This window comes from Ornithinimicrobium sp. INDO-MA30-4 (assembly GCF_021535045.1).
Classification (GTDB): Bacteria; Actinomycetota; Actinomycetes; order Actinomycetales; family Dermatophilaceae; genus Ornithinicoccus.
This window is the reverse complement of record NZ_CP091056.1, coordinates 1,699,205-1,719,990: the sequence shown is the minus strand read 5'-3', so window position 1 is coordinate 1,719,990 and position 20,786 is coordinate 1,699,205. Positions and strand designations below refer to the sequence as shown.

Here is a 20,786-nt window from a genome sequence, read left to right as displayed (position 1 = left end):
TTACCCGGTGGCGGCTCAGGAATCGATGACTTTTCGTAAGTCACTCAGCCCCTTCAAAAGTATGTGTTGGAGACGCGAGTTGCTGGGTTTGACGAGCGTGGCGCATACATGGAGCAGCGGTTTGTTGTCGATGGCGAAATCTATGCTCAAGCGTTCGTCCGGGCCCGGTTTATCCGCAAGAGCGGCGGCACGGTGATGATGGCTGAGTTGCTGGACATGTTGGGCGTGGAGCCAGGCACGGCGATCCCTGTCGTGCCCGAGTGGGCGGTGCAGTGGGCTGAGGCAACCCGGTTGCCCTCAACCCGTAGCGACGCACCGAGCGTGTGGAAAGAGGTTGCACCGGTTGTGCCCGCCAGCGACGAGGCCACCCACTAAGCGAGCGTAAGGTCTAAACACCAACGAACAGTGAGGATGAGGCAATTGACTAGCCCAGCAGAGCAGATTGTGTCCGAGTCGATGGTGATCAACGCCCCGGCGTCCGCGATTTTCAACATCGTGGCTGACCCGCGTCAGCATTCGCGCATTGATGGGTCAGGCACGGTGAAGTCGGTCACCCTGGGGCCCGAGCGGTTAAGCCGTGGGGCGGAGTTCGGCGCGCAAATGAAAATGTTTGGCGTGCCCTACAAGATCAGCAACCGAGTGGTGGAATTCGAAGAGGGAACCCTGATAGCTTGGCGCCACTTTGGCGGGCACCGCTGGCGCTATGAACTGCGTCCTATTGGGGAAAGCGAAACGGTCGTGACGGAGTCTTTCGACTACTCCCGCTATAAAGGCTTGCCCGCGAAGATGTTGGAGAAGGCAAACTTCCCGACCAAGAACCGTGCCGGGATTGTTGAAACGTTGCGCAAACTCAAGCTCGCGGCCGAGGAAGATACCGCCTAAAGGTGATGAGTTTCCCTGGCCGCCAGCCGCTGCTCGGCGCCTAGGGAGTGACGATGTTGAAGTTGTCGTCACCCGGGTCAAGCACAGACATCAGTTGCGAGAGTGAATCGTCTCCTTCGGCGTCAATGCCGGGGGAGGTGGCGTCGCCAGCAACGAGGGCGAGGAGGCGCGACTTCTGCAGCCGAATGGTCGCAGCCGCGTCCTCGCGGGCTTCCTGCTCGAGGTAGACCAAAACGCCATTGCGCAGCGTCACCCGATAGTTGGTTTCGGTATCCAAAATCGTGATGTCCAACACGAGATCAAGATTCCAAGCCGCTGGCCCGTTCACCGCTACCGCAATCGCGTCAAAAAGTTGCGTGGCGCTGAGTTGAGCCATGATGGCTGGCGCATCCGTCTTCGTGGGCGTGCCAAAGTTGCTGCCGCGCAGCTCAGTGGATCCGGAGAGGAAGAAGTTTCGCCAACTGCCATTTTCCGACCCATAGCCGAGCTGCTCCAACGTGTCGGCATACAGATCACGGGCAGCCTGATGGTGTTCATTGGTGAAGATCGCGTGATCGAGCAAGGTGGCGGCCCACCGGAAATCGCCGGCGTCAAAGGCGGTCTGGGCTAGCCCCACGACACGGTCGAGGCCACCGATCGCCTCGACATAGCGCGAGGAAAGCTCGGCCGGCGGGTGTGGCCACAGGCGTGCAGGGTTGCCATCAAACCAGCCGAGATAGCGTTGATAGATCGCCTTGACGTTGTGGCTGACCGATCCGTAATAGCCATGTGCGTTCCAAGCCTGCTCTAGCGCCGGCGAGAGGGTGAACATCTCGGCAATTTCACTGCCGGTGTGGCCTTGGTTGGCCAGCCGAAGCGTCTGGTCATGCAGATAGGCGTAGAGGTCGCGCTGGGTGGACAGGAAGGTATCGACCCGGTCCTGACCCCACGTCGGCCAATGGTGGGATGCGAAAGCGACATCGGTGCGGCCGCTGAAAGTCGCAATCGCTTCGGTGAGGTAGGCAGACCAGACATGTGGATCGCGGACAACTGCACCACGAAGTGTGAGCACGTTGTGCAAGGTATGCGTGGCATTCTCGGCCATGCACAGTGCGCGGAACTCGGGGGAAGTAGAAGTGCATCTCACAGGGGGCCTCGGTGCCGGGCGCCATCTGAAATTCGATCTCCACGCCATCAATGGTGTGGTTTTCGCCCGTGGTGCTGATGTCGAGCGTGGGGACGATCAAGCCGGCCTGCCCAGTGGAGGTGGTTTGCCCCAAGCCTGCCCCGACTGCTCCCTGCGGGCTCCGCTCAAGCGCGGCCCCATACATATAGCCAGCACGTCGGCCCATGGCGGTGCCAGCGAACACGTTCTCGGCCACGGCTTCTTCAACGAGGCCCTCGGGAGCAATAATCTGAATGCGCCCCGCGTCGACGTCATCTTGAGAAGCGACACCGAAGACGCCCCCAAGTGGTCGATATGGCTGTGCGTATAGATCAGCGCACGGACCTCACGGTCTCCGCGGTGCTGGCGATAGAGCGCGAGGGCAGCAGCAGCCGTTTCAGTCGAGATCAGCGGGTCAATGACGATGATGCCCGAGTGGCCTTCGATGAAAGTCACATTCGACAGGTCAAACCCACGGACCTGATAAATGCCCTCAACGACTTCGTAGAGGCCTTGCCTGGCAACGAGCTTGACTGCCGCCAAAGGCTGGGGTTAACGGTGTCTGGGGCATCTCCGTCAAGGAAGGCATAGGTGTCGTTGTCCCACACGACCTGCCCGTCGGCGTTGCGGACAACGCCTGGCTCAAGTGCTGCGACGAACCCGCGGTCAGCGTCCTCGAAATCCTGGGTGTTGTCGAAGGGCAAAGAGTCCAGAAGGGCGTTGTTGCTGTCGACAATCGGCTGGGTTGCGTTCTTGTGGCTGCTCACGAGAACTCCATTCTGGGCGTTGGCCGTGGGTGAATACTGCTCCGTGCAGCCATATGCACCATGGAAAAGAGAAGGTATGAGTGGGCTTTTGGTGCCGGTAAATGAATACCTTTGTGCCCCAACAGAATCATTCAGTGCATTGGTTCGAGACTGCACGAGCCCTTCGGCGGAGTGCTCCCGGTCGCAAAAATCTCCTACGGATTGGCGCTTGGCCCCTAGTTGATCGTGCGGGGAGTGACGTTGATGACGAAGTATCTGCTGGAAGATGCCGATTATATCGTTACCAATGCGTCTAATCCGCTAGTAATTGTCAAGTGAACGCATAATCTGCGCCTAGACTCGTTTATGCCTGACACCGCCCGGCGCGCTTTGCCTCATCAACGGGGAGAGACAAGCGTGCCAACAACTCAACGGCGGGCAGGCACTACCGAGAGGATCGTCATGTTTGCTGTTCGTCGCCCAATTTTCCGTCGCTCGTTGGTGGCTGCCACCGTTGGAGTCCCCGTGATGGCGATGGTCACAGCTTGCGGTGGCACCTCGACAGACGACACCGCAGCAGAAGGCACGGCGGACAATCCGGTCACGGTCGGTGTCGTGGGTGCTTCAGATCCGTATTGGGCGACTTTCACCGATGCCGCCGAGGCTGAAGGCATTTCGGTCGAGATCGTGGACTTTGCCGACTACAACCAGCCCAACCCGGCACTTTCCGAGAACGAGATCGACCTCAACCAGTTCCAGCACATCGTCTACTTGGCCGAATACAACGTCACGGCCGAAGCCGACCTGCAGCCGATCGGTTCGACCGCGATTTACCCGCTTCCGCTGTATTCGACACAGTATGACTCCGTCGAAGCCATCCCGGACGGCGCCGAGATTGCGATTCCCAGCGACCCGTCAAACCGGGCTCGTGCCCTTTGGTGCTCCAGTCTGCCGGGCTTATCGCCCTCGAGGGCGGTGGCTCTCCTACTCAACTCCCGCCGACATCATCGCTGATGACTCCAAGGTCGAGGTCACCGAACTCGACCCTGCATTGGTGGCGACTTCCTTGCCTGATGTCGCTGGCGGTGTGATCAACAACGACTTCGCGGACAAGGCGGGCTTGACTGGCGATGACATCCTGGCCTCGGATGACCCGACGGACCCGGCTGCTCAGGGCTACATCAACGTCTGGGCCTCCAACGCTGACGATGTCGACAACGAGACATACCTCAAGTTGGTTGAGCTCTATCAGAGCAACGATGAAGTGCAGGCAGGAGTTGTCGAAAACTCCGGCGGCACTGCGGTGATGTTGACCACTCCGGTCGATGAACTGGTCGACAGCCTTGCTCAGACCGAGGCCGACAACGCGGCTCAGGGCTAAGCGCCGATGGCTCTCGTCAACCACAACGAAGCCGTCGGCGATCACCAACCCTCGTGAGTCTTCGTGGCGTCACGAAGAGGTTTGCTGCCCAGCGTCGCACATCGACCAGTGTGCTCGCGGTCGACGATGTGTCACTTGATGTTGCCGCTGGTGATGTGCGGAGTGATCGGCTATTCGGGTGCCGGCAAGTCCACGCTAGTCCGGCTCATCAATGCTCTGGAGCCCATCAACGAGGGCCAGATCCTGGTCGACGGCCAAGACATCGCTGCGTTGAGCGGCAAGCAGTTGCGGGTCGCCAGACGCAACATCGGGATGATCTTTCAGCAGTTCAACCTGTTCGCGTCGCGCACGGTGCTTGGCAACGTGGCCTTCCCACTACGCCAATCGGGTATGTCTGGTGCGAGCGCTCGGGCACGTGCCCAGGAGATGCTTGATTTTGTCGGCCTAGCCGACAAGGCGAGCAACTACCCCGAGCAACTTTCTGGGGGCCAAAAACAGCGGGTCGGCATTGCGCGGGCGTTGGCGCCGAATCCGACCTTGCTGCTGGCCGATGAGGCCACCAGCGCTTGGATCCGGAGACCACCAGCGAGGTCTTGGAGTTGCTGCGCCGAGCCAACACCGATCTGGGGATCACCATGGTGCTGATCACGCATGAGATGGAAGTGATTCAGTCGCTGGCCACCCACGTGGCGGTGATGGAAGCAGGCCGGGTGGTCGAGCATGGCGAGGTCTTTGACGTGTTTGCTCACCCGCAACATGCAGCGAGTCGCAAGTTTGTCGGCACGGTCGTGAAGGGCGTGCCAACCGCCGGCGAAGCGGCAATGCTGCGCGACCGGCATACCGGCACGTTGGTGACCGTTTCGTTCACCGACGGTGCCGCCTCCCAAGGTGAGGTCTTCCAAAGTTGGGCGCCGCAGGTGTCCAGTTCGAGTTGGTTTTCGGTGGGATCAACGAGGTGCAGGGCCGGCCCTTCGGGCATTTGACGATGGCGCTGCAAGGCTCAGATGCCGAGATCGCGGGTGCGTTGACTGCCATTCGCGCAGTCGCAGAAGTCACAGAGGTGGCCTGATGGAATCGCTCCTTGAACTGCAGCCGTTGTTTTGGCAGGCGGTCCTTGAGACGCTCAAGATCGTCTCGATCTCACTTGCTTTTGGTGGGCTTGGTGGCCTTTTGGTTGGGCTCGCGCTGTACACCACGAGGGCTGGCGGCGTGCTGCAGCAGCGCGCGGTCAACACCGTCCTCAACGTGCTGGTCAACACCTTCCGACCGATCCCTTTCATCATCTTTATCGCAGCCGTCCAGCCGCTGGCTCGTGAGGTGGTGGGCACGGGAATTGGTGACCCGGCAGCCATTTTTGCGATTTCGCTGGCCGCCACCTTTGGTATTTCCCGGTTGGTGGAGCAAAACCTGGTGTCGGTGCCCGAGGGCGTCATTGAGGCTGCTCGGTCGATGGGGTGCAGTCCATTGCGGATCATCTTCACGGTGCTGATCCCCGAGGCTCTCGGGCCGCTGATCTTGGGCTATACGTTCGCCATTGTCGCGGTGATCGACATGTCTGCGGTTGCTGGATTTATCGGCGGTGGCGGCATCGAAACTTCGCCATCCAGTATGGCTATCGCCAGTACGACTATGTCGTGACCTGGGCAGCGGTCATCGCCATCATCGTGATCGTGCAGTTGGTGCAGTTCTTTGGCAACTGGCTGGCGCGCAAGGCTCTGCGGCGATAGGCCACCCAGGTTGCCGCTCATGGCTAGGGTGGCGGAATGGCGATCAAGTTTCCGCGACCGTTAGCCCCCGGCGACACCATCGGCGTGACCGCGCCATCATCGGGTGTGGGCGAACCTTTCCGCCCGCGCATGGAGTTTGCGATGGAGGGACTGCGAAAGCGTGGGTATGAGGTCAGGCTGGGTGAGTGCTTCTACGGCGGGGGTGTGACCAGCGCTCCGGCTGCAGATCGAGCGGCCGAGCTGATGGAGATGATGACCGACCCGGCAGTGCGGGCTGTCGTGCCGCCGTGGGGTGGGGCTTTAGGCACCGACCTGCTGCACCTGCTCGACTTTGAGGCGCTAGCGGCTGATCCGACCTGGCTCGTGGGTTACTCAGACACCTCGACACTGACTTTTCCGCTGACGGTTCTTGGGGGCGTGGCATCGCTGCATGGGTCAAACCTGGCCGAAACCCCTTTGATCCGCCGCTGCCGCTACGGCATTGGCTCGACATGGTGAGCGCTGAGCCAGGCGCAACCGTTAAGCAAGGGGCAGCCCCGGCATACAAAGAGCATGGCTGGGATGATTTCCGCGCCCACCCGAGTCTTTCGGAGTTCGCGCTGCACACGCCAAACGAGTGGAAGCGACTGGATGGCGAGGGCGACGTTGAAGTGAGCGGTCGCCTGATCGGTGGATGCCTCGAAACCGTCGCCAATTTGGCCGGCACGGCGTATGGCGATGTCGCTGCCTTTGCGCAGAGGTATGCGTCCGATGGGTTAATCATCCACTTGGAAGCTTCCGAAGCAGACTCGGATGAGGTCGCTCGCAGGCTGTTGGGGCTGCGCTTGGCTGGTTGGTTCGATCGCGTAAACGGTGTTGTCATTGGCCGGACGAGGGGATCGGGCAGCGAACAGTTGTCGCAGCACGATGCTGTTCGGCATGCCCTCGGTGATCTGGAGATCCCGATTGTGGCTGATGTTGAAGTCGGTCACATCGCACCGTTCATGCCACTGGTTGAGGGTTCCCAAGCGACGCTCCGCAATGGGACGGCGGGCTCGTCGATCACCCAGACGCTGGCTTAGCCCAATGGGAGCGCGCACTGTGCCGACCTCTGAATTTGATGACCCAGGATTGCTGAGATCTATGACATCGAAGAGGGGTTTCGCGATGATCTGGTGATTTATGCCGACTTGCTTGATGAGTTGGGGGGCTCGCTCGGCTCTGGACGTGGGCTGTGGCACCGGGGTATTGGGGCACATGCTGCTGGAGCGCGGCTATCGAGTAGTGGGCGTTGAGCCTGCTGGGGCAATGATTGAGCGCGCTCGCCGTGTTCCAGGCGCTGACCGGGCCCGATGGGTGCACGGCTATCTCGAAGATGCGCTGCCGGTCAAGGTCGATGCCGTGACCATGACCGCCAACACCGCGATGGTCTTTGCCGATGATGACCAGTGGGCCGGAGTGCTTCAGCGTTGCCGGGCAGCGCTGGATGTTGGCGGGCACCTGGTGTTTGAGGCGCGGATTCGGGAGGTCGAGGCCTGGCGGTCCTGGGGCGAGAAGGGCCTGCCCCATCAGTTTGATGCCGGGCACTATGGCCAGGTTTCGTCGTCCACCACGATCGATGAGGTGACACATCGTGCTCAAGTGGATCTGGTGACGTTCACCAACATCGACGAGTTGTCGTCTGGCGAGCAGATCCGCGCCGTCTCAACGTTGGCTTTCCGGTCACGGTCATCGATCGAGGCTGCCTTGGGCGTTGCCGGGTTTGACGTCAGCGAAGTGCGCGACGCCCCAGATCGACCTGGGCGGCAATGGGTCTTTGTCGCACGCGCGATCTGAATCGCGAGCCAGACTGGGCGCTAGAGTCGAAGGCATGGCGACGAAAATCCCGGCCGGACCAGTGCATGAACTCCCTGATGATCTGCGGGCTGACCTAGAAGCTCACCCGAGCACGCTGGAGTTGTGGCTCGACATCACGCCACTGGCCCGCAACGAGTTCATCTGTTGGGTCGAAGACGCCTAGCAAGCCAAAACGCGTGAGCGTCGCATCCGCCGGACCCGCGAAGAACTTGACGAGGGCAAGCGGCGCCCGTGCTGCTGGCCCGGTTGTAGCCACCGGGACAAGAACGGTTCCTGAACTGCCCTAGTGCGAGTGTTCGACTGGCTGACGCAGGATGGTCTTCAGTTTTTCCGGGGCCGAGTTGGAATCGCCGGGCCCGCCAACCATCAAGAACTGCATAGCTGGCACCTCGACAAGGTCAAACCTGCCCAGCCTGGTGGCATAGGTGGGCATCTGCTGCGTGAGGTCGACCTTGTCCATAGTGACTCCTGTGTCGATAGGTCAGAGGACGTAGACGTAGATCATTACGTATTGCAGCGCGGAGGCGACCAGCACGAGCAAATGCCAGATCTCGTGGAAGCCAAAAACACCCGGCACGGGATTGGGCTTTCGATGATGAAGATGACAAAGCCGACGCTGTAGAACAGGCCACCGGCAGCCATCAGCGCCAGCGCGCCAATCGGGAGGTCGACGCCGCTAAACACCAGCACCGAAGGCATCCAACCCAGCACAATAAACAAGGTGTTGGTGACCCACTGGGCACGTCACGCCATACCGAGCGCCCGACGATCCCGGCAATTGCGACAAACCAGACGGCGCCCAACACGGCCCAGCCAAACGAGTCGCGCACTAAGACCAGCACGATGGGCGTGACCGTGCCGGCGATCAAAAGAACACGGACGTGTAGTCCAGGGTGCGCAAAATGTCGTTGACGAGTGGCCCGCGATCGAGCCCGTGGTGCAGGGTGCTGCAGACAAACAGGATGATCAGCGAGGCGCTGTAAATGCTGACGCCGACGATCTTCCACGGGTCACCGTCGGCGGCCGCTTGGCTGATCAGCAGTGCAGCGCCAAGAACCGCGAAGCAGGCACCCACCAGGTGGGAGATGGTGTTGATCCGTTCGTCCGTGACGTGGACGCTGTGATCTCTGCTCGTCGCCGTCATGTGGTTGATCTTTCCAGATTAGGCGGGATTAGTTGGTGTCGGGCAGGGACTAACGCACCCACTCCATGGCCGCGCGCCTGCGTTTGGTGAGGGCTTGTTGTCGTGGTTCAGGCGCTGGATGATCACGCTATGGAGATTCCGGAGGCGATCGACATGGTGGTTGATGGCGAAACCTTTAGGGCAGTCGCCGACCCAGACCAGCCAGGTGCGTGGCACGTGGACTGGACGAGTGGCCCACATGCTGGCTACGGCTTCTCGACGAGACGCTCGGACGAGGTGTGGGGGCCACGGGCTGAACTCGAAGCGGCTACGCGCAACTTTTTGGAGCAGGTGGACCCGGCCACGGGGTACATCGAGGATTAGTGGTCGGGGAAACCGCGTGGGTTTGCGAAAAAACACTCCTCGGTGACTTAGTGATGGCCTTCCGACGCTCTGTTCTAGATAAACAAGGTAAACGTGCCTTCCTCGTTAGGGTTTAAGCAGTCAATCGCGGCTTTGGTCGGGGCAGGTGGCATTAGCCAGGCAGGTTGAGGACGAACTCGGCTGAACCGTCAGGCGAATAACACGCGCCAGCAACTCGAGAGCTGGGGTCGTTCGGATAGACGTAGCACTCCCAGCCGTTTGCATTAGTTATTGGGCTCTCAAACGATGGTGGGGAGTTCTCCGAAGCGCTGTACCACTGATTGGCGGCTTCGTCGCAGGAGACGTTGCGCAAGGGCTCTGCGAACGTCGCACCATATTGCTCGGTGGGGATGACACAGTCATCCACTGGCGCGGCATCCTCGTCCGATGGATACATCTCGTCACACGGGAGGAAATCGCGGACGACTGCTGGCGGTGCACCCGTCTCTGTCAGTTCTTCACGGCAAGTCATTGAACCCATACCAGCGACATTGACCCACTGTCCGCCCTGTTGTTGGGCCACGAACTCGGCGTCCCCATCGCCGCCTACGTAGTAGGCATAGGCCCATCCGCTCTCACAGGTAAAGATCCCTATGCCACCTGAATAACCCAGTAGGTCGTTGCTGAGGGTGTCGGGGGCACACGGGTCGGTCACCTGCTCTGGCTCTGGCGTCGGCTCAGAAGTCTCCGTCGGGGAGCTCGCGGTAGGCGTGGCCTTGGCAGTGGCATCTGACGCGCTCGACAATCGAGGCTGTGGGCTGGACTTTGGGGTGACCGTCTCAGCAGCAGAATCGGGTGCCGAACTCGTGGCAGCCACTTTTTCGCTGGACGATTGATCATCTGATGCTGAGCATGCGGGTAATGTGAGGATAATTGCGACGATCGCAAGGCCAGACTTGTTCATTCCTGCATTATGGTCGGGGCAAGCGCCAGGTGCTCCTATGACGCGGCGTATTCGTCGCGAATGCCCTCTGAATCCATCACGGTCAACTCGCCGTTTCAGGCCGTGCTGCAGCAGGTAAACCAGCAGGCACTGCACTCAACCGAAGAGATGAACGGGACTTCTCTTGGGTAAGCCGACGTTGGGCAGCCGAGAATGGACCGGGCACCGTGGCCTCATCAAGCCCTCGCGAATCGGCCGGTGCAAGACTGGTCGTGGGGTCTACGTATGCTCTCCGGATGGCAACTAAATGGTGGACGTTGATCGCAGTCTGCACAGGCTTATTCGTCCTTCTCCTTGACGTCACCATCGTCAATGTTGCCCTGCCAGACATTCAGCGTGACTTGGATGCTTCGCTATCTGATCTGCAGTGGGTCATCGACTCCTATGCCCTGGTGCTGGCCGCCCTAGTGCTCACTGCGGGGTCGCTCGCTGACCTGTATGGCCGCAAGCGGGTTTTCGCGATTGGGGTGGGCATGTTTGGGTTGGCGTCGCTGGCCTGTGGCTCGGCGCCCAATATCCTCTCGTTGACCCTGGCTCGAGGAGCGCAGGGGATCGGTGGCGCGGCGATGTTTGCGACGGCGCTCGCAATTTGGCAGCGACCTTCTCCGGCCGCGAGCGGGGCATTGCCTTCGGTGTCTTCGGCGCAGTCACCGGCGTTGCAACCGCGCTGGGCCCGGTCCTAGGGGGCGTGCTCACAACGGGGCTGTCGTGGCGCTGGATCTTTTGGGTGAATCTGCCGATCTGTATTGGCGCGATCTTGGTTGTGGTGTTCAAGGTTGATGAATCTCGCGACCCGAACGCAGGCAAACCTGACTGGATCGGATTTGTCACCTTTAGCGCCGCGTTGGCCTTGCTCGTCTATGGCCTGATCGAAGCGGGTATTCGAGGCTGGACGGACTCGTTAATCCTCGCCTGCCTGGCCGGATCGGCCGTGCTGCTGGGGCTCTTTGTCGTGAGCCAGGCTAAACAGAAGCAGTCAATGTTTGATCTGAGCCTGCTGCGCAAGCCCACATTTGTCGGTGGGCTGATCGCTGCCTTCGCGGTCTCGGCATCAATCTTTTCGCTGCTGGCCTACCTCGTCATCTATCTGCAGAACGTGCTTGGCTACTCAGCTGTCGAGGCTGGGGTTCGGCTGCTGTTCTTGTCGGGTGCCTCGTTTATCGCCGCTACTGTTGCCGGCCGATTGACCAGCAAAGTGCCGACCAAATGGTTGATCGCGCCCGGGTTTGCGATCTTGGGGGTCGGACTGAGCCTGTTGTTGCTGATCACCCCAGAGAGCACGTGGAGTGTGTTGATCCCCGGGTTGCTGGTCTGCGGTGTCGCTATCGGGATGATCAACGTGCCGTTGGCATCGACCGCGGTTGGGGTGGTCGCCACAGAGCGTGCCGGCATGGCCTCGAGGCCAACTCAACGTTCCGCCAAGTCGGCATCGCCACCGGCATCGCAGCCTTGGGCTCCATCTTTAGTCGTGTTGTCACGATCGACATCAGTAACGAACTGGCCGGCACCCCGGCGGCCGGTCAAGCCGATCAGATTTCAGCCGCTGTCACCGGCGGGCAGATTGAACGGGTCGTGCAGATGGCACCAGATGGAGCAAAGGACTTGATCGAGCAAGTCGCCACGATCGGGTTTGTCGATGCCTTGAATCAGATCACTCTGATCGCCGCCGTAACTGCCTTCGTTGCGTCCGTCTTGTGCTTTTTCCTGGTCCGGCAAAAAGACTTTGTGAACTGATCTGGAGGGGACTGGGTTTAACTGCGCGCAAGCACCGAGACTGCGGCGCGAAAAGCACCTGGCATGGCCACCGCCGCACGTAGAGTCACGCGACGTCCCCATGTCGGTTGGGTTGCGACCATCAGCCCGCGAGTTAGCGCCGTGCTGCGCCACGTCACTTTCCGCGCCCAGCGAGGGTATGCCGCGGGCTCATCCAATAGCGCCGCTTGCACAGCCACCTCTGCCTGGGCGAAGCCGACCGCCAGCCCTCTCCGGTGAGCGCGTCGACGTAGCCACCAGCGTCGCCGACCAGCAGCACCCTGCTACCGGAGTCGGCGCAGAACACGCCCGAACCCCCGTCATCAAACTCATCGACGGACTCCACGCCCGCATCATCCACGCTGCCACCGGAGAACTCCTCAGAGAACTCATCATCGACCCCACCCGCGACTACCAGGCACTCGGAAGACCACCCGGACCAAAACCCGGCACAACGCGAAAAGCCGGACCCATTAAGGGTCCGGCTTGTCCGGTATGACCTGCCAGATCACACAGTGGGCCCCCCGGGACTCGAACCCGGAACCTACGGATTAAAAGTCCGCAGCTCTAACCATTGAGCTAGAGGCCCGGATCCCTCATCTGAGGAGCAGACGAAGGATCGCGGCTGCCATGTTACGTGGAATCGGTCCGTGAGTGTGAATGAGGGGCGGTAACCTGGGGGTGCGAAGTCATTCGGGCAGGGCCAGATGACCGCGACAAGGGAACACAAGGAGCACATCAAGCATGGTGAGCCGACGACGTTTAGCGGCTATCGCGTGGGCCTCTGGCCTGCAGTACTTTGTGGCTGAGGTCATCACCGCTCGGGGATGGAAAGAGCCAAAGTTTGATTGGCAATACAACTTCATCTCCGACTTGGCCTCGACGACCATCGGTGAAAACGAAGGACGAGTGATCAACTCCCCGCGCCACGCCGTGATGAACGCCGGCTTCGGCACCCTCGGCGTCCTCACCCCACTGGGCGCATACCTCTTCGCGCCACACATCCCCGACAAAAAGTGGCGCAATCGCTGCCTGCGACTGGCGACCTATCACGGCATCGGCGCCCTCGGCGTGGCCATCGTCCCCACCGAGCCAGGCGTGAGCGAACTGCGCCGAGACATCCACTTCGCCTCCGCTGCAGCCGCCATTAGCGGCGGCAACCTGCTCATGCTGCACGCCGCGGCCGCCATGGCGAAGCGCCGCCCGTTCGCCGCTGCAGTCACCGCCACGATGGGCCTGGTCGCCACCGGCGCGAGCGTCTATTCACTCGTTGGCCCGGTCACCAAACCCGGCATCAGCGAACGCCTCTCCACCTGGCCCGTCACCATCTGGACGGCCGGCACCGGCATCGTTGTCCTCTTTGAAGACATCGTCCTGGCCCGTGCGCTCGAAGGCCACGGCGAAGAGTTCTCCCAGAGCTCCACCCCAACGCCTAAATCACGCCAAAGCAACCCAAAATCACCCGGCGCGCAGCACCGCCAGCAGCGCCATCGCATACGCATTCTCCGCGTCCTGATGATCAAACTGGTGTCGCTGCCCCTCAATCGTGACCACCACGACATACCCGCCTTCGGTCGCCGCCAACCCAGCAAACGAAAGCCCCAGCACTGCGCGCATCTGATCCTCGCGCGGCAGCCACAGCGTCTCCTCCAGATCCACCGAATCCAGCGCCCACTCGGCAACCCCGTTAAAGCCGATCACCGCGCCGCCGACGAATTGCTGCACGTCAACGGTCATATCGGCCAGATAAAACACGTCATTGGCCATCCCGTCGGTCGCCACAACAAACCGATCCCCGGCCAGCGGCGACCAGATCAGGCCAGCATCTTGCAGGTCACGGGCTAGGTCGACGGTGATCATGGTGTGAGTCTGCCCTACGACTAACCTGGACCGCATGCGGGCTATCCAATATCTCGAGTATGGCGGTGCGCCCGTTCTCACCGACCTGCCCCGACCCGCGTGCCCCAGCGATGGGGTTGTTGTCCAGGTGGCCGCAACCGGTGTCTGCCGCTCGGACCTGCACGCCTGGAAGGGCGACGATCCGGTGCCGTTGCCGATGGTGCCCGGACACGAACTCGCCGGGGTCATCGACGAGGTCGGCCCCGATGCCACCCGGTGGCATGTGGGTGATCGGGTCACCGTCCCGTTCGTTTCAGGCTGCGGGCAGTGCGAGGTATGCGGGCGCGGCGATGCACAGGTCTGTCCGGATCAGCGTCAGCCCGGCTTCACCGACAACGGCTCGTTCGCTGAGTTCGTTGCTCTGGTCGCTGCCGACACGAACCTGATCGCCATCCCTGACGGGATCGACATGGTCACCGCTGCGTCGCTGGGCTGCCGGTTTGCCACGGCATTTCGAGCGCTGCATGTGCATGGCCGGCCGCAGTCCGATGACCTGGTCGCGATCTTTGGCTGCGGGGGAGTCGGCCTGTCCGCGGTGATGATCGCCAAGGCGCTCGGCGCTCGCGTCGTTGCCGTCGATGTGTCCGACGCGGCTCTGGCTAAGGCAGTCGAGGTCGGCGCCGACATCGCCATCAACTCACGCGCCAGCGACCCGGTGGCGCAGATCCAAGACCTTGGCGGAGCTCGCGTCTCTATCGATGCCCTTGGCCGACCCGAAACTGCCCATGCGTCGGTGCTGTCTTTGCGCCGACGAGGCCGCCACATTCAGGTCGGCTTGCTCCTTGGCGAAGCAGCGACCAGCGCCATCCCGATGGATCGGGTCGTCGCCCACGAGCTCGAAATCTATGGCTCGCACGGCATGGCGGCCGCCGACTACCCAGCGATGCTTGATCTCATCGCCTCCGGTGCACTGCGACCCCAAGACTTGGTTGGCACCAAAATGGTCTCGAAGAGGCAGGCGAGGCGCTGATGGCACTGGACCACCCCGCCTCCTCAACCGGCATGACCATCATCGAAATCCCCGGAGTTGATGCGTGAACGCCAAGATCCCCGGCCTGCTGGCTGCCGCCGCAGCGGTCATCGTCGCCTGGCTGCTCAGCTTGATCATCCCCGGCGTCCCACTGCTGACCGCGGCCGTCGCCCTCGGCATCGTGCTCGCGCAGGTCCCGGCGGCCAGGCGCATTTTCGACGGCAAACTCGCGCCCGGCTTGGGCTTTGCCGCCAAAACGCTGATGCGGGCCGGTGTCGTGCTGCTGGGGCTCAAACTCAGCCTGGGCGACATTGCTGACCTTGGGTGGCTGGCGATTGTCGCCATCGTCGCTCTGGTGATCCTGACGTTCGTGGGCACCTGGTGGCTGGGCCGACTGTTCAAGCTGCCCGGCGATCAGCCCATCCTGATCGCTGCTGGGTTCGCCATCTGCGGCGCCTCGGCGATTGGCGCCGTCGCAGCGGTCACCGGCAGTAAGCGCGAAGAGCAAGCAACCCCGGTCGCCCTCGTCACGCTGTGCGGCACGTTGGCGATCATCCTGCTCCCGCTGTTGCAGGTTCCTCTTGGCCTGAGCAACGAAGAGTTTGGCCACTGGGTCGGCGCTGGCGTGCACGATGTCGGCCAAGTCGTCGCGACCGCCCAAATCGCCGGACCAGCCGCCCTCGCTATCGCTGTCGTGGTGAAACTGACCCGAGTGTTGATGCTCGCCCCGGTGGTTGCTGGGGTTTCCTATGGTGTCCGCCGCAAGGCTAGCCAGTCACCGAGCGCCGGAACCACTGCGACCGCAACCAAGGCCAAGCGACCGCCGCTCGTCCCGCTATTTGTCTGGGGCTTCATCGGCGCGGTCCTGCTCAACTCAGCTGTCGACATACCCGAGCCGGTGTTGGCGACTGCAGATCTGACTCAGACCCTGCTGTTGGCTGCTGCCCTCTTTGGACTGGGTACTGCCGTGCGGTTTGGCACGCTCATCCGCACGGCTGGCCCGGCTGCCATCGTTGGTGGACTCTCCTGGTTGCTGGTTGCCACCTTGGCGCTCGCCGCGGCGCTCTGGACCTAATCACTCCCCAGCGCCGCTGTGCGCTAGCTGTTCTTCCCCGGCAGGTTGTGAACGTCTGAGATAGCGAAGACCTCCGTGCAGGATGTGGGTTACCACACTCACTGTCCAAACACGGAGGTCTTCGTGACTCACGCTAACGCTCCTTGACGCCGGAAGGGCGTCGTCGTCTCGCGGTCCTGATCGTTGATCGGGGTTGGTCCCTTCGTCGGGCCGCGGAACGGTTTCAGTGTTCACCGGCGACGGCGAAACGGTGGGCCGACCGCTATCGGGTCGGGGCATCCTTGGTCGATCGCAGCTCCCGACCCCGGACGTCGCCCTCGCGTCTCCCGCAGCGCGTCGAACGGCGAATCGTCGGATTGCGGGTCAACCGCCGGTGGGGACCGCACCGGATCGCGTTTCATCTCCGGCTGCATCGATCAACTGTCGGACGGGTCCTCGCCCGCTTTCGGATGCCGTTGCTGACCCATATCGATCAGTCGAGCGGTGTCCGGGTGCGGAGGGCGAAGCCGATCCGTTACGAGCTCGCTGAGCCGGGTCAGCTCGTGCACGTGGATATCAAGAAGCAGGGCCGCATCCCCGACGGGGGCGGGCATCGCATGTTGGGGCGGCAAGCCGGGAACCGCAACAACAAGAAGAAGGGACGCGGCTACGCGTTCCTCCACCACGCCGTCGACGACCACTCCCGGCTGGCCTATTCGGAGATCCTCGACGACGAACGCAAAGAGACCGCCTCCGCGTTCTGGGAACGCGCCAACGCGTTCTTCCAAGCCGCGGGGATCACGGTGACGGCCGTGATGACCGACAACGGCTCCTGCTACCGCTCCCGCGACTTCGCTGCTGCGCTCGGCACGATCAAACACCGATGGACTCGGCCCTACCGGCCCCAGACCAACGGCAAAGTCGAACGCTTCAACCGCACCCTCGCTGCCGAGTGGGCCTACGCCGCCTCATACGCGAGCGACGAAGACCGAGCAGCGACCTACCAAGACTGGATCCATCACTACAATCACCACAGACCCCACACCGGCATCGACGGCCAAACACCCTCAGACCGCGTTCACAACCTCACGGGGAAGAACAGCTAGCCCTTGACGTCACACTTGGTTCTATGGTTCTTTAGTTGTGTAAAGAACCACAGAAGGGAGGCGCAGCATGTTTGACGGACGAGAACCGATCTACCAGCAGATTGCTGAAGCGATTCGCGGTGAGATCCTCTCCGGCGCCCTGACCGAAGGCGACCAAGTGATGTCCACGACGCAATACGCCTCTACCTACCGGATCAATCCAGCCACCGCAGCCAAAGCCTTCGCGGCCCTGGAGTCCGAAGGCATCCTGCGCAAACAGCGCGGCATGGGCACTTTCGTCGCCGACGGCGCCCCCGAGCAATTGCGGACCAGTCGGCGCCAGTCGTTCTTTGCCGAACGCGTCGACCCCTGCTGCGCGACGCCGAAGTGCTGGGCATCAACGCCGAAGATTTAGCCCGCTGTCTGCGAGCCAGCGCCGACACTGCGGGCAGCGCCACCACCACAGACCAGAACAACGCCGAGGAGCCGTGATGAGCGGATACGGAATCACCACCACAGACCTGTCCGTCCGCTACGGGAAGACCACAGCGCTCGAAGCCGTCAACCTCGACCTAGCGCCCGGTCGCATCCACGGACTGCTGGGCCGCAACGGCACCGGCAAGACCACCTTGCTGTCCGTGCTCGCCTCGCTGCGCCAACCGCATACCGGATCGGTTGTGGTTGACGGGCAAAACCCTTCGAGCGGGAATCCTTGATGGAGAACATCTGCCTGATCCGCGAAAGTGGCGACGTGATTGGTGACGCTCCCGCCACCAAGATGCTGGACTTTGTCGAGATGGCCAGGCCCACCTTTGACCGTGAGTATGCCGACGCTCTCGCCCAGTCCTTCGGGCTCGACGTGAGCGTCAAACCAGCAGCGATGTCGCGCGGGCAGCGCTCGGCACTCGGTGCGGTGATCGGTCTGGCTTCGCGCGCAGAAGTCACCATGTTTGATGAAGTGCACCTGGGGATGGACGCGCCGACAAGGCAGAAGTTCTATGACGAGTTGATCGCCGACTTCGCTGAGCACCCGCGCACGATCATTTTGTCGAGCCACCTGATCAGCGAGATTGAACCGTTGGTTGAGACCGTCACGATCCTGGCAGGCGGCACCGTTCTGCTCAGCGAAGAAGCCGATGACCTGCGCCGTCGTGGCGTCACCCTGACCGGCCCAACTGCTGCAGTCGACCAGAGCGCAGCCAGTCAAACCGCGCTGGGTCACACGGTCGTGGGCTCCCGCGATCTTGGCCCAACCCGCCAACTCACGCTCTACGGCGACCTTGATCAACAGGCCCTGGTCGACGCCGAGCGAGCGGGGTTGCAGATCGGCCCGGTGCCGCTGCAAGACCTCTTCATCCACCTCACCGACGCTTAGGAGTCGAGTCGTTATGACTACCGCAACCCAGTCTCAAACCTCGATTTCCCGACGTCCTGCGCAGTGGCAGCGCGCAGCCAAGATCCAACTTGGGCTCCTTCTTAACCGAGGGATGTGGTTTTTTCGATAGCCACGTTCTTCATGGCTTTGTCGATTGTCGTCGTCAGCAGATTCGGTGACCCGAGCCTGTCCTTCGTGCAGTTCGCTTATCAAGGCACGCTGTGGTTTCAGTTCGCCATGATGGTTGCCGTGTTCGTTTGGTATGCAACGGTGCACGTGGCCAATGGCCTGACCCGGCGCTCTTTGACGATCGGTAGCCTCTTGGCGGGTCTTGGATCAGCGCTGTTCTACGCCAGCACGATCACGGCACTGTTGCTGATCGAGCGTTTCGTCTTCGACCAGTTTGGTTGGTCCCACCTGGCGGCAGATGGCAGTGGCGAGGTGCTCGCCGACGGTGCCTGGGCATACTTCTATGGTGCTTTTCTGATGTTCATTGCCAGCAACCTCAGCGGATTGCTGGTCGTTGCGACGTACTACCGAGTGGGTGGCTGGCGCGGAACGCTCTTCTTGCCGCTCACCGTCTCGCCCCTGCTTCTGATGCCACTCTTCGTGACCAGCGGGGCCGGACAAATGTCGTTCTTTGACAGGTCTGTCTTTGACCTCGGTGTGTTGGGCCCGGTGATTGCTCTCGCGATCATCGCCATCTCAGCCTGGGCCTACTTTGGGCTGCTGCGTCGGATCCCGATCAAGGCTCAAACTGCCTAGCCGCCTTGGTCTGACTCGCGCTCGAGTCGGGCCTTGCGTGCGGCAGCCACCTTGGCGGCTCGTTTGCGATGCAACCGCGCGATCGGGTCTTTGTCATCACTGAGTTGAGCAGGGCCATAGACCGTCAGACCAGCGACTTTGATGCGGTGCATGATCCGGTAGCCCAGGCTCAGGCCCTCGCGGTCTTCCTTTTTGCTCACGTGCGTGCCTCGGTCCCGGTTGCTGGATGGTCCAGCAACTATACGTGTGCCCTTGATAGGTTGAGGGTTCTTGAATTCGGGGAGGGGTTTGGATGGCGAAGAAGAATCAACCACAGTCGAGGCACTTGTCGTAGGTCTGGACGTTCGTGGCGGTGATGTCAGCCGCACACATCGCCGTCGTGTTGCCCATCATCGATGAGGGACGATCTCTAGTGTCCGCGGTCTTGGCGGCGCTCATGCTGCTGACGTCCGCGACCTTTGCGATTCGCTCGTGGCCCGACAGCAACAGCAGTTAGCCTCGGTCGAATGAAGAGCGAGCAAAAGCCCGTCGCACACTGCGGCGCCCAGGTGTGGCATGCACCCCGCCCACTTGTATGACCGGGACGGGGTGCCCACGATGTGCCCCGGCAGCGGGGCCTGAAACTCTAGTGCTAACTGGACTGTGCCCAGCGCACCAACCGCGGAAGGTCACGGCCACCGGCGCAGTAGTTTTCTCCACTGCTGACGCTGTGCGCAGAAACAACTGCGACCACGTAGGGTCCGTCGCTCCACCAAGCAAACATCGGCCCGCCCGAGTTGCCGGGATTGAGATCGGCGTCCGTGTCCATGGATCGACCGCTGCCGAAGTCCCAAGCGTGCTCATCTAGCCACTTGCTCCGCTGCCACGTTGGCCAGCGAGTGTTGCCGACATCGCCCGGGTGTCCGACGTTGTACCAGAATGCATCGCCGTCCCACCCTGAGCTGTAGGTCCGGGTGCCCAGCCAGCCGTATCGGTTTCCGAGATTGTCGTCCAACTCGAGGACTGCGTAGTCCTCGTCGAGTTGTGACCACGGGACGCCACTGCCGGTGACCTGGGTGAACGCGAAGACTCGGTTGATTCGTGACGTTGCACGCACAGAGGCGCCTGCGCGGTGAACTTCGACGGAGCCGTTGACACCTCCAGGCACACTCCAGTTCACGACGTGGCTAGCGGTGAGTACGTGGCGTGGGCCGATCAGAATGCCGCTGCCGACTCCTGCGCTTGTCACCACTCGACAGATGCAGCCCCACGGGTAGCGGCGGTCGTTGTAGCGGCGGCGCTCATCGGTGCCCTGGACCACAAGTGGGTCCACCGGCTCGTTCCCAAGCCGCATTTCAGGGCGAAACTTCTCGTATTCGATTGCTCGCTCGGGTCTGACGGAGACCCCTTCCCACTCAGGGATCATGCTCTTCAGTGGCTCGGCCGAAAACTTCTCGAGCTCCTGCGGTGAAGCCACCAGGATCTTGTAGGGCTTGAGTTCGGGATTGTCCTCGATCCCCGCGACATCCCTGGGGATCTTCTTGCTGGCCTTCCGCTGGAACTTCTTCAGGCTCTTCTCGTCAAGGGGACGGTCAGCGTCATCTGCTGGTTCTGGGCACATGTTTAAACCTCCTGGTGGATGCGCGACTTCTTCACGCATTGCCTGAACCAAGAGTTGTTTGGTGATGTCTAGATCCATCAA

At 61.6% G+C, this 20,786-nt stretch carries 31 protein-coding genes, 1 tRNA gene and 3 pseudogenes; 23 read left to right on the top strand and 12 right to left on the bottom strand.

The window, feature by feature from the left end:
- The first annotated feature begins 66 nt into the window (after positions 1-66).
- Positions 67-375 (top strand): hypothetical protein, encoded by a 309-nt coding sequence (locus L0A91_RS10060; RefSeq protein WP_235246685.1) that lies wholly within the window; start codon positions 67-69, stop codon positions 373-375.
- Positions 376-420: 45 nt separating this feature from the next.
- Positions 421-882: an SRPBCC family protein gene (locus L0A91_RS10055; protein ID WP_235244308.1), complete on the top strand. Its 462-nt coding sequence runs from the start codon at positions 421-423 to the stop codon at positions 880-882.
- A 40-nt stretch (positions 883-922) separates the two neighbouring features.
- On the opposite strand, the gene L0A91_RS10050 is transcribed toward L0A91_RS10055, so the two are convergent.
- The 3 genes from L0A91_RS10050 to L0A91_RS10040 form a co-directional block, all read right to left on the bottom strand.
- A complete protein-coding gene (locus L0A91_RS10050) occupies positions 923-1,966 on the bottom strand; it encodes an alkyl sulfatase dimerization domain-containing protein (protein ID WP_235244306.1) in 1,044 nt (347 codons plus the stop codon).
- Between the two features lie 138 nt (positions 1,967-2,104).
- The gene (locus L0A91_RS10045) at positions 2,105-2,482 is read right to left on the bottom strand and encodes an MBL fold metallo-hydrolase (protein ID WP_397333701.1); all 378 of its coding nucleotides are present in this window, start codon (positions 2,480-2,482) and stop codon (positions 2,105-2,107) included.
- Positions 2,479-2,793: a hypothetical protein gene (locus tag L0A91_RS10040; RefSeq protein ID WP_235244302.1), complete on the bottom strand. Its 315-nt coding sequence runs from the start codon at positions 2,791-2,793 to the stop codon at positions 2,479-2,481. The genes L0A91_RS10045 and L0A91_RS10040 overlap by 4 nt, the downstream gene beginning before the upstream one ends.
- 441 nt (positions 2,794-3,234) lie before the next feature.
- Between L0A91_RS10040 and L0A91_RS18985 the strand changes: the two genes are divergently transcribed.
- The 10 genes and pseudogenes from L0A91_RS18985 (at position 3,235) to L0A91_RS10005 (ending at position 7,879) form a co-directional block, all read left to right on the top strand.
- Positions 3,235-3,786 (top strand): MetQ/NlpA family ABC transporter substrate-binding protein, encoded by a 552-nt coding sequence (locus L0A91_RS18985; protein WP_311197771.1) that lies wholly within the window; start codon positions 3,235-3,237, stop codon positions 3,784-3,786.
- Positions 3,701-4,153 (top strand): MetQ/NlpA family ABC transporter substrate-binding protein, encoded by a 453-nt coding sequence (locus L0A91_RS18980; RefSeq protein ID WP_311197770.1) that lies wholly within the window; start codon positions 3,701-3,703, stop codon positions 4,151-4,153. Before L0A91_RS18985 ends, L0A91_RS18980 begins: the two co-directional genes overlap by 86 nt.
- A 138-nt stretch (positions 4,154-4,291) precedes the next feature.
- The gene (locus L0A91_RS18975) at positions 4,292-4,798 is read left to right on the top strand and encodes an ATP-binding cassette domain-containing protein (protein WP_311198160.1); all 507 of its coding nucleotides are present in this window, start codon (positions 4,292-4,294) and stop codon (positions 4,796-4,798) included.
- A complete protein-coding gene (locus L0A91_RS18970) occupies positions 4,753-5,136 on the top strand; it encodes a hypothetical protein (protein WP_311197769.1) in 384 nt (127 codons plus the stop codon). Before L0A91_RS18975 ends, L0A91_RS18970 begins: the two co-directional genes overlap by 46 nt.
- Positions 5,109-5,222 (top strand): NIL domain-containing protein, encoded by a 114-nt coding sequence (locus tag L0A91_RS18965; protein ID WP_311197768.1) that lies wholly within the window; start codon positions 5,109-5,111, stop codon positions 5,220-5,222. Before L0A91_RS18970 ends, L0A91_RS18965 begins: the two co-directional genes overlap by 28 nt.
- Positions 5,222-5,880, top strand: a pseudogene (locus tag L0A91_RS10025) (methionine ABC transporter permease). Before L0A91_RS18965 ends, L0A91_RS10025 begins: the two are co-directional and overlap by 1 nt.
- Positions 5,881-5,916: 36 nt before the next feature.
- Entirely contained in the window at positions 5,917-6,378 is a 462-nt protein-coding gene (locus L0A91_RS10020; protein ID WP_235244301.1) for an LD-carboxypeptidase, read from the top strand.
- Entirely contained in the window at positions 6,372-6,941 is a 570-nt protein-coding gene (locus tag L0A91_RS10015; RefSeq protein WP_235244296.1) for a hypothetical protein, read from the top strand. The genes L0A91_RS10020 and L0A91_RS10015 overlap by 7 nt, the downstream gene beginning before the upstream one ends.
- 100 nt (positions 6,942-7,041) lie before the next feature.
- Complete coding sequence (locus tag L0A91_RS10010; protein WP_235244294.1) at positions 7,042-7,695, top strand: bifunctional 2-polyprenyl-6-hydroxyphenol methylase/3-demethylubiquinol 3-O-methyltransferase UbiG; 654 nt, start codon at positions 7,042-7,044, stop codon at positions 7,693-7,695.
- A 34-nt stretch (positions 7,696-7,729) separates the two neighbouring features.
- Entirely contained in the window at positions 7,730-7,879 is a 150-nt protein-coding gene (locus tag L0A91_RS10005) for a YdeI/OmpD-associated family protein (protein ID WP_235244291.1), read from the top strand.
- Between the two features lie 120 nt (positions 7,880-7,999).
- Here L0A91_RS10005 and L0A91_RS10000 read toward each other — a convergent pair whose 3' ends face one another.
- From L0A91_RS10000 to L0A91_RS09990, 3 genes are all read right to left on the bottom strand, one after another.
- Positions 8,000-8,176, bottom strand: a complete 177-nt coding sequence (locus L0A91_RS10000; protein WP_235244290.1) for a hypothetical protein — start codon at positions 8,174-8,176, stop codon at positions 8,000-8,002.
- Positions 8,177-8,220: 44 nt separating this feature from the next.
- Positions 8,221-8,436 (bottom strand): hypothetical protein, encoded by a 216-nt coding sequence (locus L0A91_RS09995; protein WP_235244288.1) that lies wholly within the window; start codon positions 8,434-8,436, stop codon positions 8,221-8,223.
- Between the two features lie 145 nt (positions 8,437-8,581).
- Positions 8,582-8,860, bottom strand: coding sequence for a hemolysin III family protein (locus L0A91_RS09990; RefSeq protein WP_235244286.1), 279 nt, complete (start codon positions 8,858-8,860; stop codon positions 8,582-8,584).
- 129 nt (positions 8,861-8,989) lie between these two features.
- Here L0A91_RS09990 and L0A91_RS09985 point away from each other — a divergent pair, with 129 nt between their 5' ends.
- On the top strand, positions 8,990-9,223 hold the full coding sequence (locus L0A91_RS09985) for a hypothetical protein (protein WP_235244282.1): 234 nt from the start codon (positions 8,990-8,992) through the stop codon (positions 9,221-9,223).
- A gap of 151 nt (positions 9,224-9,374) precedes the next feature.
- Here L0A91_RS09985 and L0A91_RS09980 read toward each other — a convergent pair whose 3' ends face one another.
- A complete protein-coding gene (locus L0A91_RS09980) occupies positions 9,375-10,166 on the bottom strand; it encodes a hypothetical protein (protein WP_235244281.1) in 792 nt (263 codons plus the stop codon).
- Between the two features lie 275 nt (positions 10,167-10,441).
- Here L0A91_RS09980 and L0A91_RS09970 point away from each other — a divergent pair.
- Positions 10,442-11,811: pseudogene (locus L0A91_RS09970) on the top strand (MFS transporter).
- Entirely contained in the window at positions 11,808-11,939 is a 132-nt protein-coding gene (locus L0A91_RS17505) for a hypothetical protein (RefSeq protein WP_260115185.1), read from the top strand. The pseudogene L0A91_RS09970 and the gene L0A91_RS17505 overlap by 4 nt, the downstream one beginning before the upstream one ends.
- 154 nt (positions 11,940-12,093) lie before the next feature.
- Here the strand turns inward: L0A91_RS17505 and L0A91_RS09965 are convergent, their stop codons facing one another.
- Positions 12,094-12,318 (bottom strand): hypothetical protein, encoded by a 225-nt coding sequence (locus tag L0A91_RS09965; protein ID WP_235244274.1) that lies wholly within the window; start codon positions 12,316-12,318, stop codon positions 12,094-12,096.
- 155 nt (positions 12,319-12,473) lie between these two features.
- Positions 12,474-12,546, bottom strand: a tRNA-Lys gene (locus tag L0A91_RS09960).
- Between the two features lie 155 nt (positions 12,547-12,701).
- Here L0A91_RS09960 and L0A91_RS09955 point away from each other — a divergent pair.
- The 8 genes and pseudogenes from L0A91_RS09955 (at position 12,702) to L0A91_RS09920 (ending at position 19,105) form a co-directional block, all read left to right on the top strand.
- Entirely contained in the window at positions 12,702-13,802 is a 1,101-nt protein-coding gene (locus L0A91_RS09955) for a DUF998 domain-containing protein (RefSeq protein WP_235244272.1), read from the top strand.
- A 49-nt stretch (positions 13,803-13,851) separates the two neighbouring features.
- On the top strand, positions 13,852-14,826 hold the full coding sequence (locus L0A91_RS09950) for a zinc-binding dehydrogenase (RefSeq protein ID WP_311197767.1): 975 nt from the start codon (positions 13,852-13,854) through the stop codon (positions 14,824-14,826).
- 64 nt (positions 14,827-14,890) lie between these two features.
- Positions 14,891-15,901: a YeiH family protein gene (locus L0A91_RS09945; RefSeq protein WP_235244270.1), complete on the top strand. Its 1,011-nt coding sequence runs from the start codon at positions 14,891-14,893 to the stop codon at positions 15,899-15,901.
- Between the two features lie 123 nt (positions 15,902-16,024).
- Positions 16,025-16,986, top strand: a pseudogene (locus L0A91_RS09940) (IS481 family transposase).
- A 67-nt stretch (positions 16,987-17,053) separates the two neighbouring features.
- Positions 17,054-17,380: a GntR family transcriptional regulator gene (locus L0A91_RS09935; protein ID WP_311197766.1), complete on the top strand. Its 327-nt coding sequence runs from the start codon at positions 17,054-17,056 to the stop codon at positions 17,378-17,380.
- Between the two features lie 76 nt (positions 17,381-17,456).
- A complete protein-coding gene (locus L0A91_RS09930) occupies positions 17,457-17,681 on the top strand; it encodes an ATP-binding cassette domain-containing protein (RefSeq protein ID WP_235244264.1) in 225 nt (74 codons plus the stop codon).
- Positions 17,681-18,340, top strand: a complete 660-nt coding sequence (locus tag L0A91_RS09925; RefSeq protein ID WP_235244262.1) for an ABC transporter ATP-binding protein — start codon at positions 17,681-17,683, stop codon at positions 18,338-18,340. Before L0A91_RS09930 ends, L0A91_RS09925 begins: the two co-directional genes overlap by 1 nt.
- Before the next feature lie 114 nt (positions 18,341-18,454).
- Positions 18,455-19,105, top strand: coding sequence for a hypothetical protein (locus L0A91_RS09920; RefSeq protein ID WP_235244261.1), 651 nt, complete (start codon positions 18,455-18,457; stop codon positions 19,103-19,105).
- Here the strand turns inward: L0A91_RS09920 and L0A91_RS09915 are convergent.
- The 3 genes from L0A91_RS09915 to L0A91_RS09905 all read right to left on the bottom strand — a co-directional run bounded on the left by L0A91_RS09915 (position 19,102) and on the right by L0A91_RS09905 (position 20,783).
- Entirely contained in the window at positions 19,102-19,305 is a 204-nt protein-coding gene (locus L0A91_RS09915) for a hypothetical protein (protein WP_235244259.1), read from the bottom strand. The genes L0A91_RS09920 and L0A91_RS09915 overlap by 4 nt on opposite strands.
- Positions 19,306-19,411: 106 nt before the next feature.
- Positions 19,412-19,591 carry a hypothetical protein gene (locus L0A91_RS09910; RefSeq protein WP_235244256.1) on the bottom strand — a complete coding sequence of 60 codons (180 nt, stop codon included), beginning with the start codon at positions 19,589-19,591 and terminating at the stop codon, positions 19,412-19,414.
- Between the two features lie 145 nt (positions 19,592-19,736).
- On the bottom strand, positions 19,737-20,783 hold the full coding sequence (locus tag L0A91_RS09905; RefSeq protein WP_235244254.1) for a serine protease: 1,047 nt from the start codon (positions 20,781-20,783) through the stop codon (positions 19,737-19,739).
- Positions 20,784-20,786 lie beyond the last annotated feature (3 nt).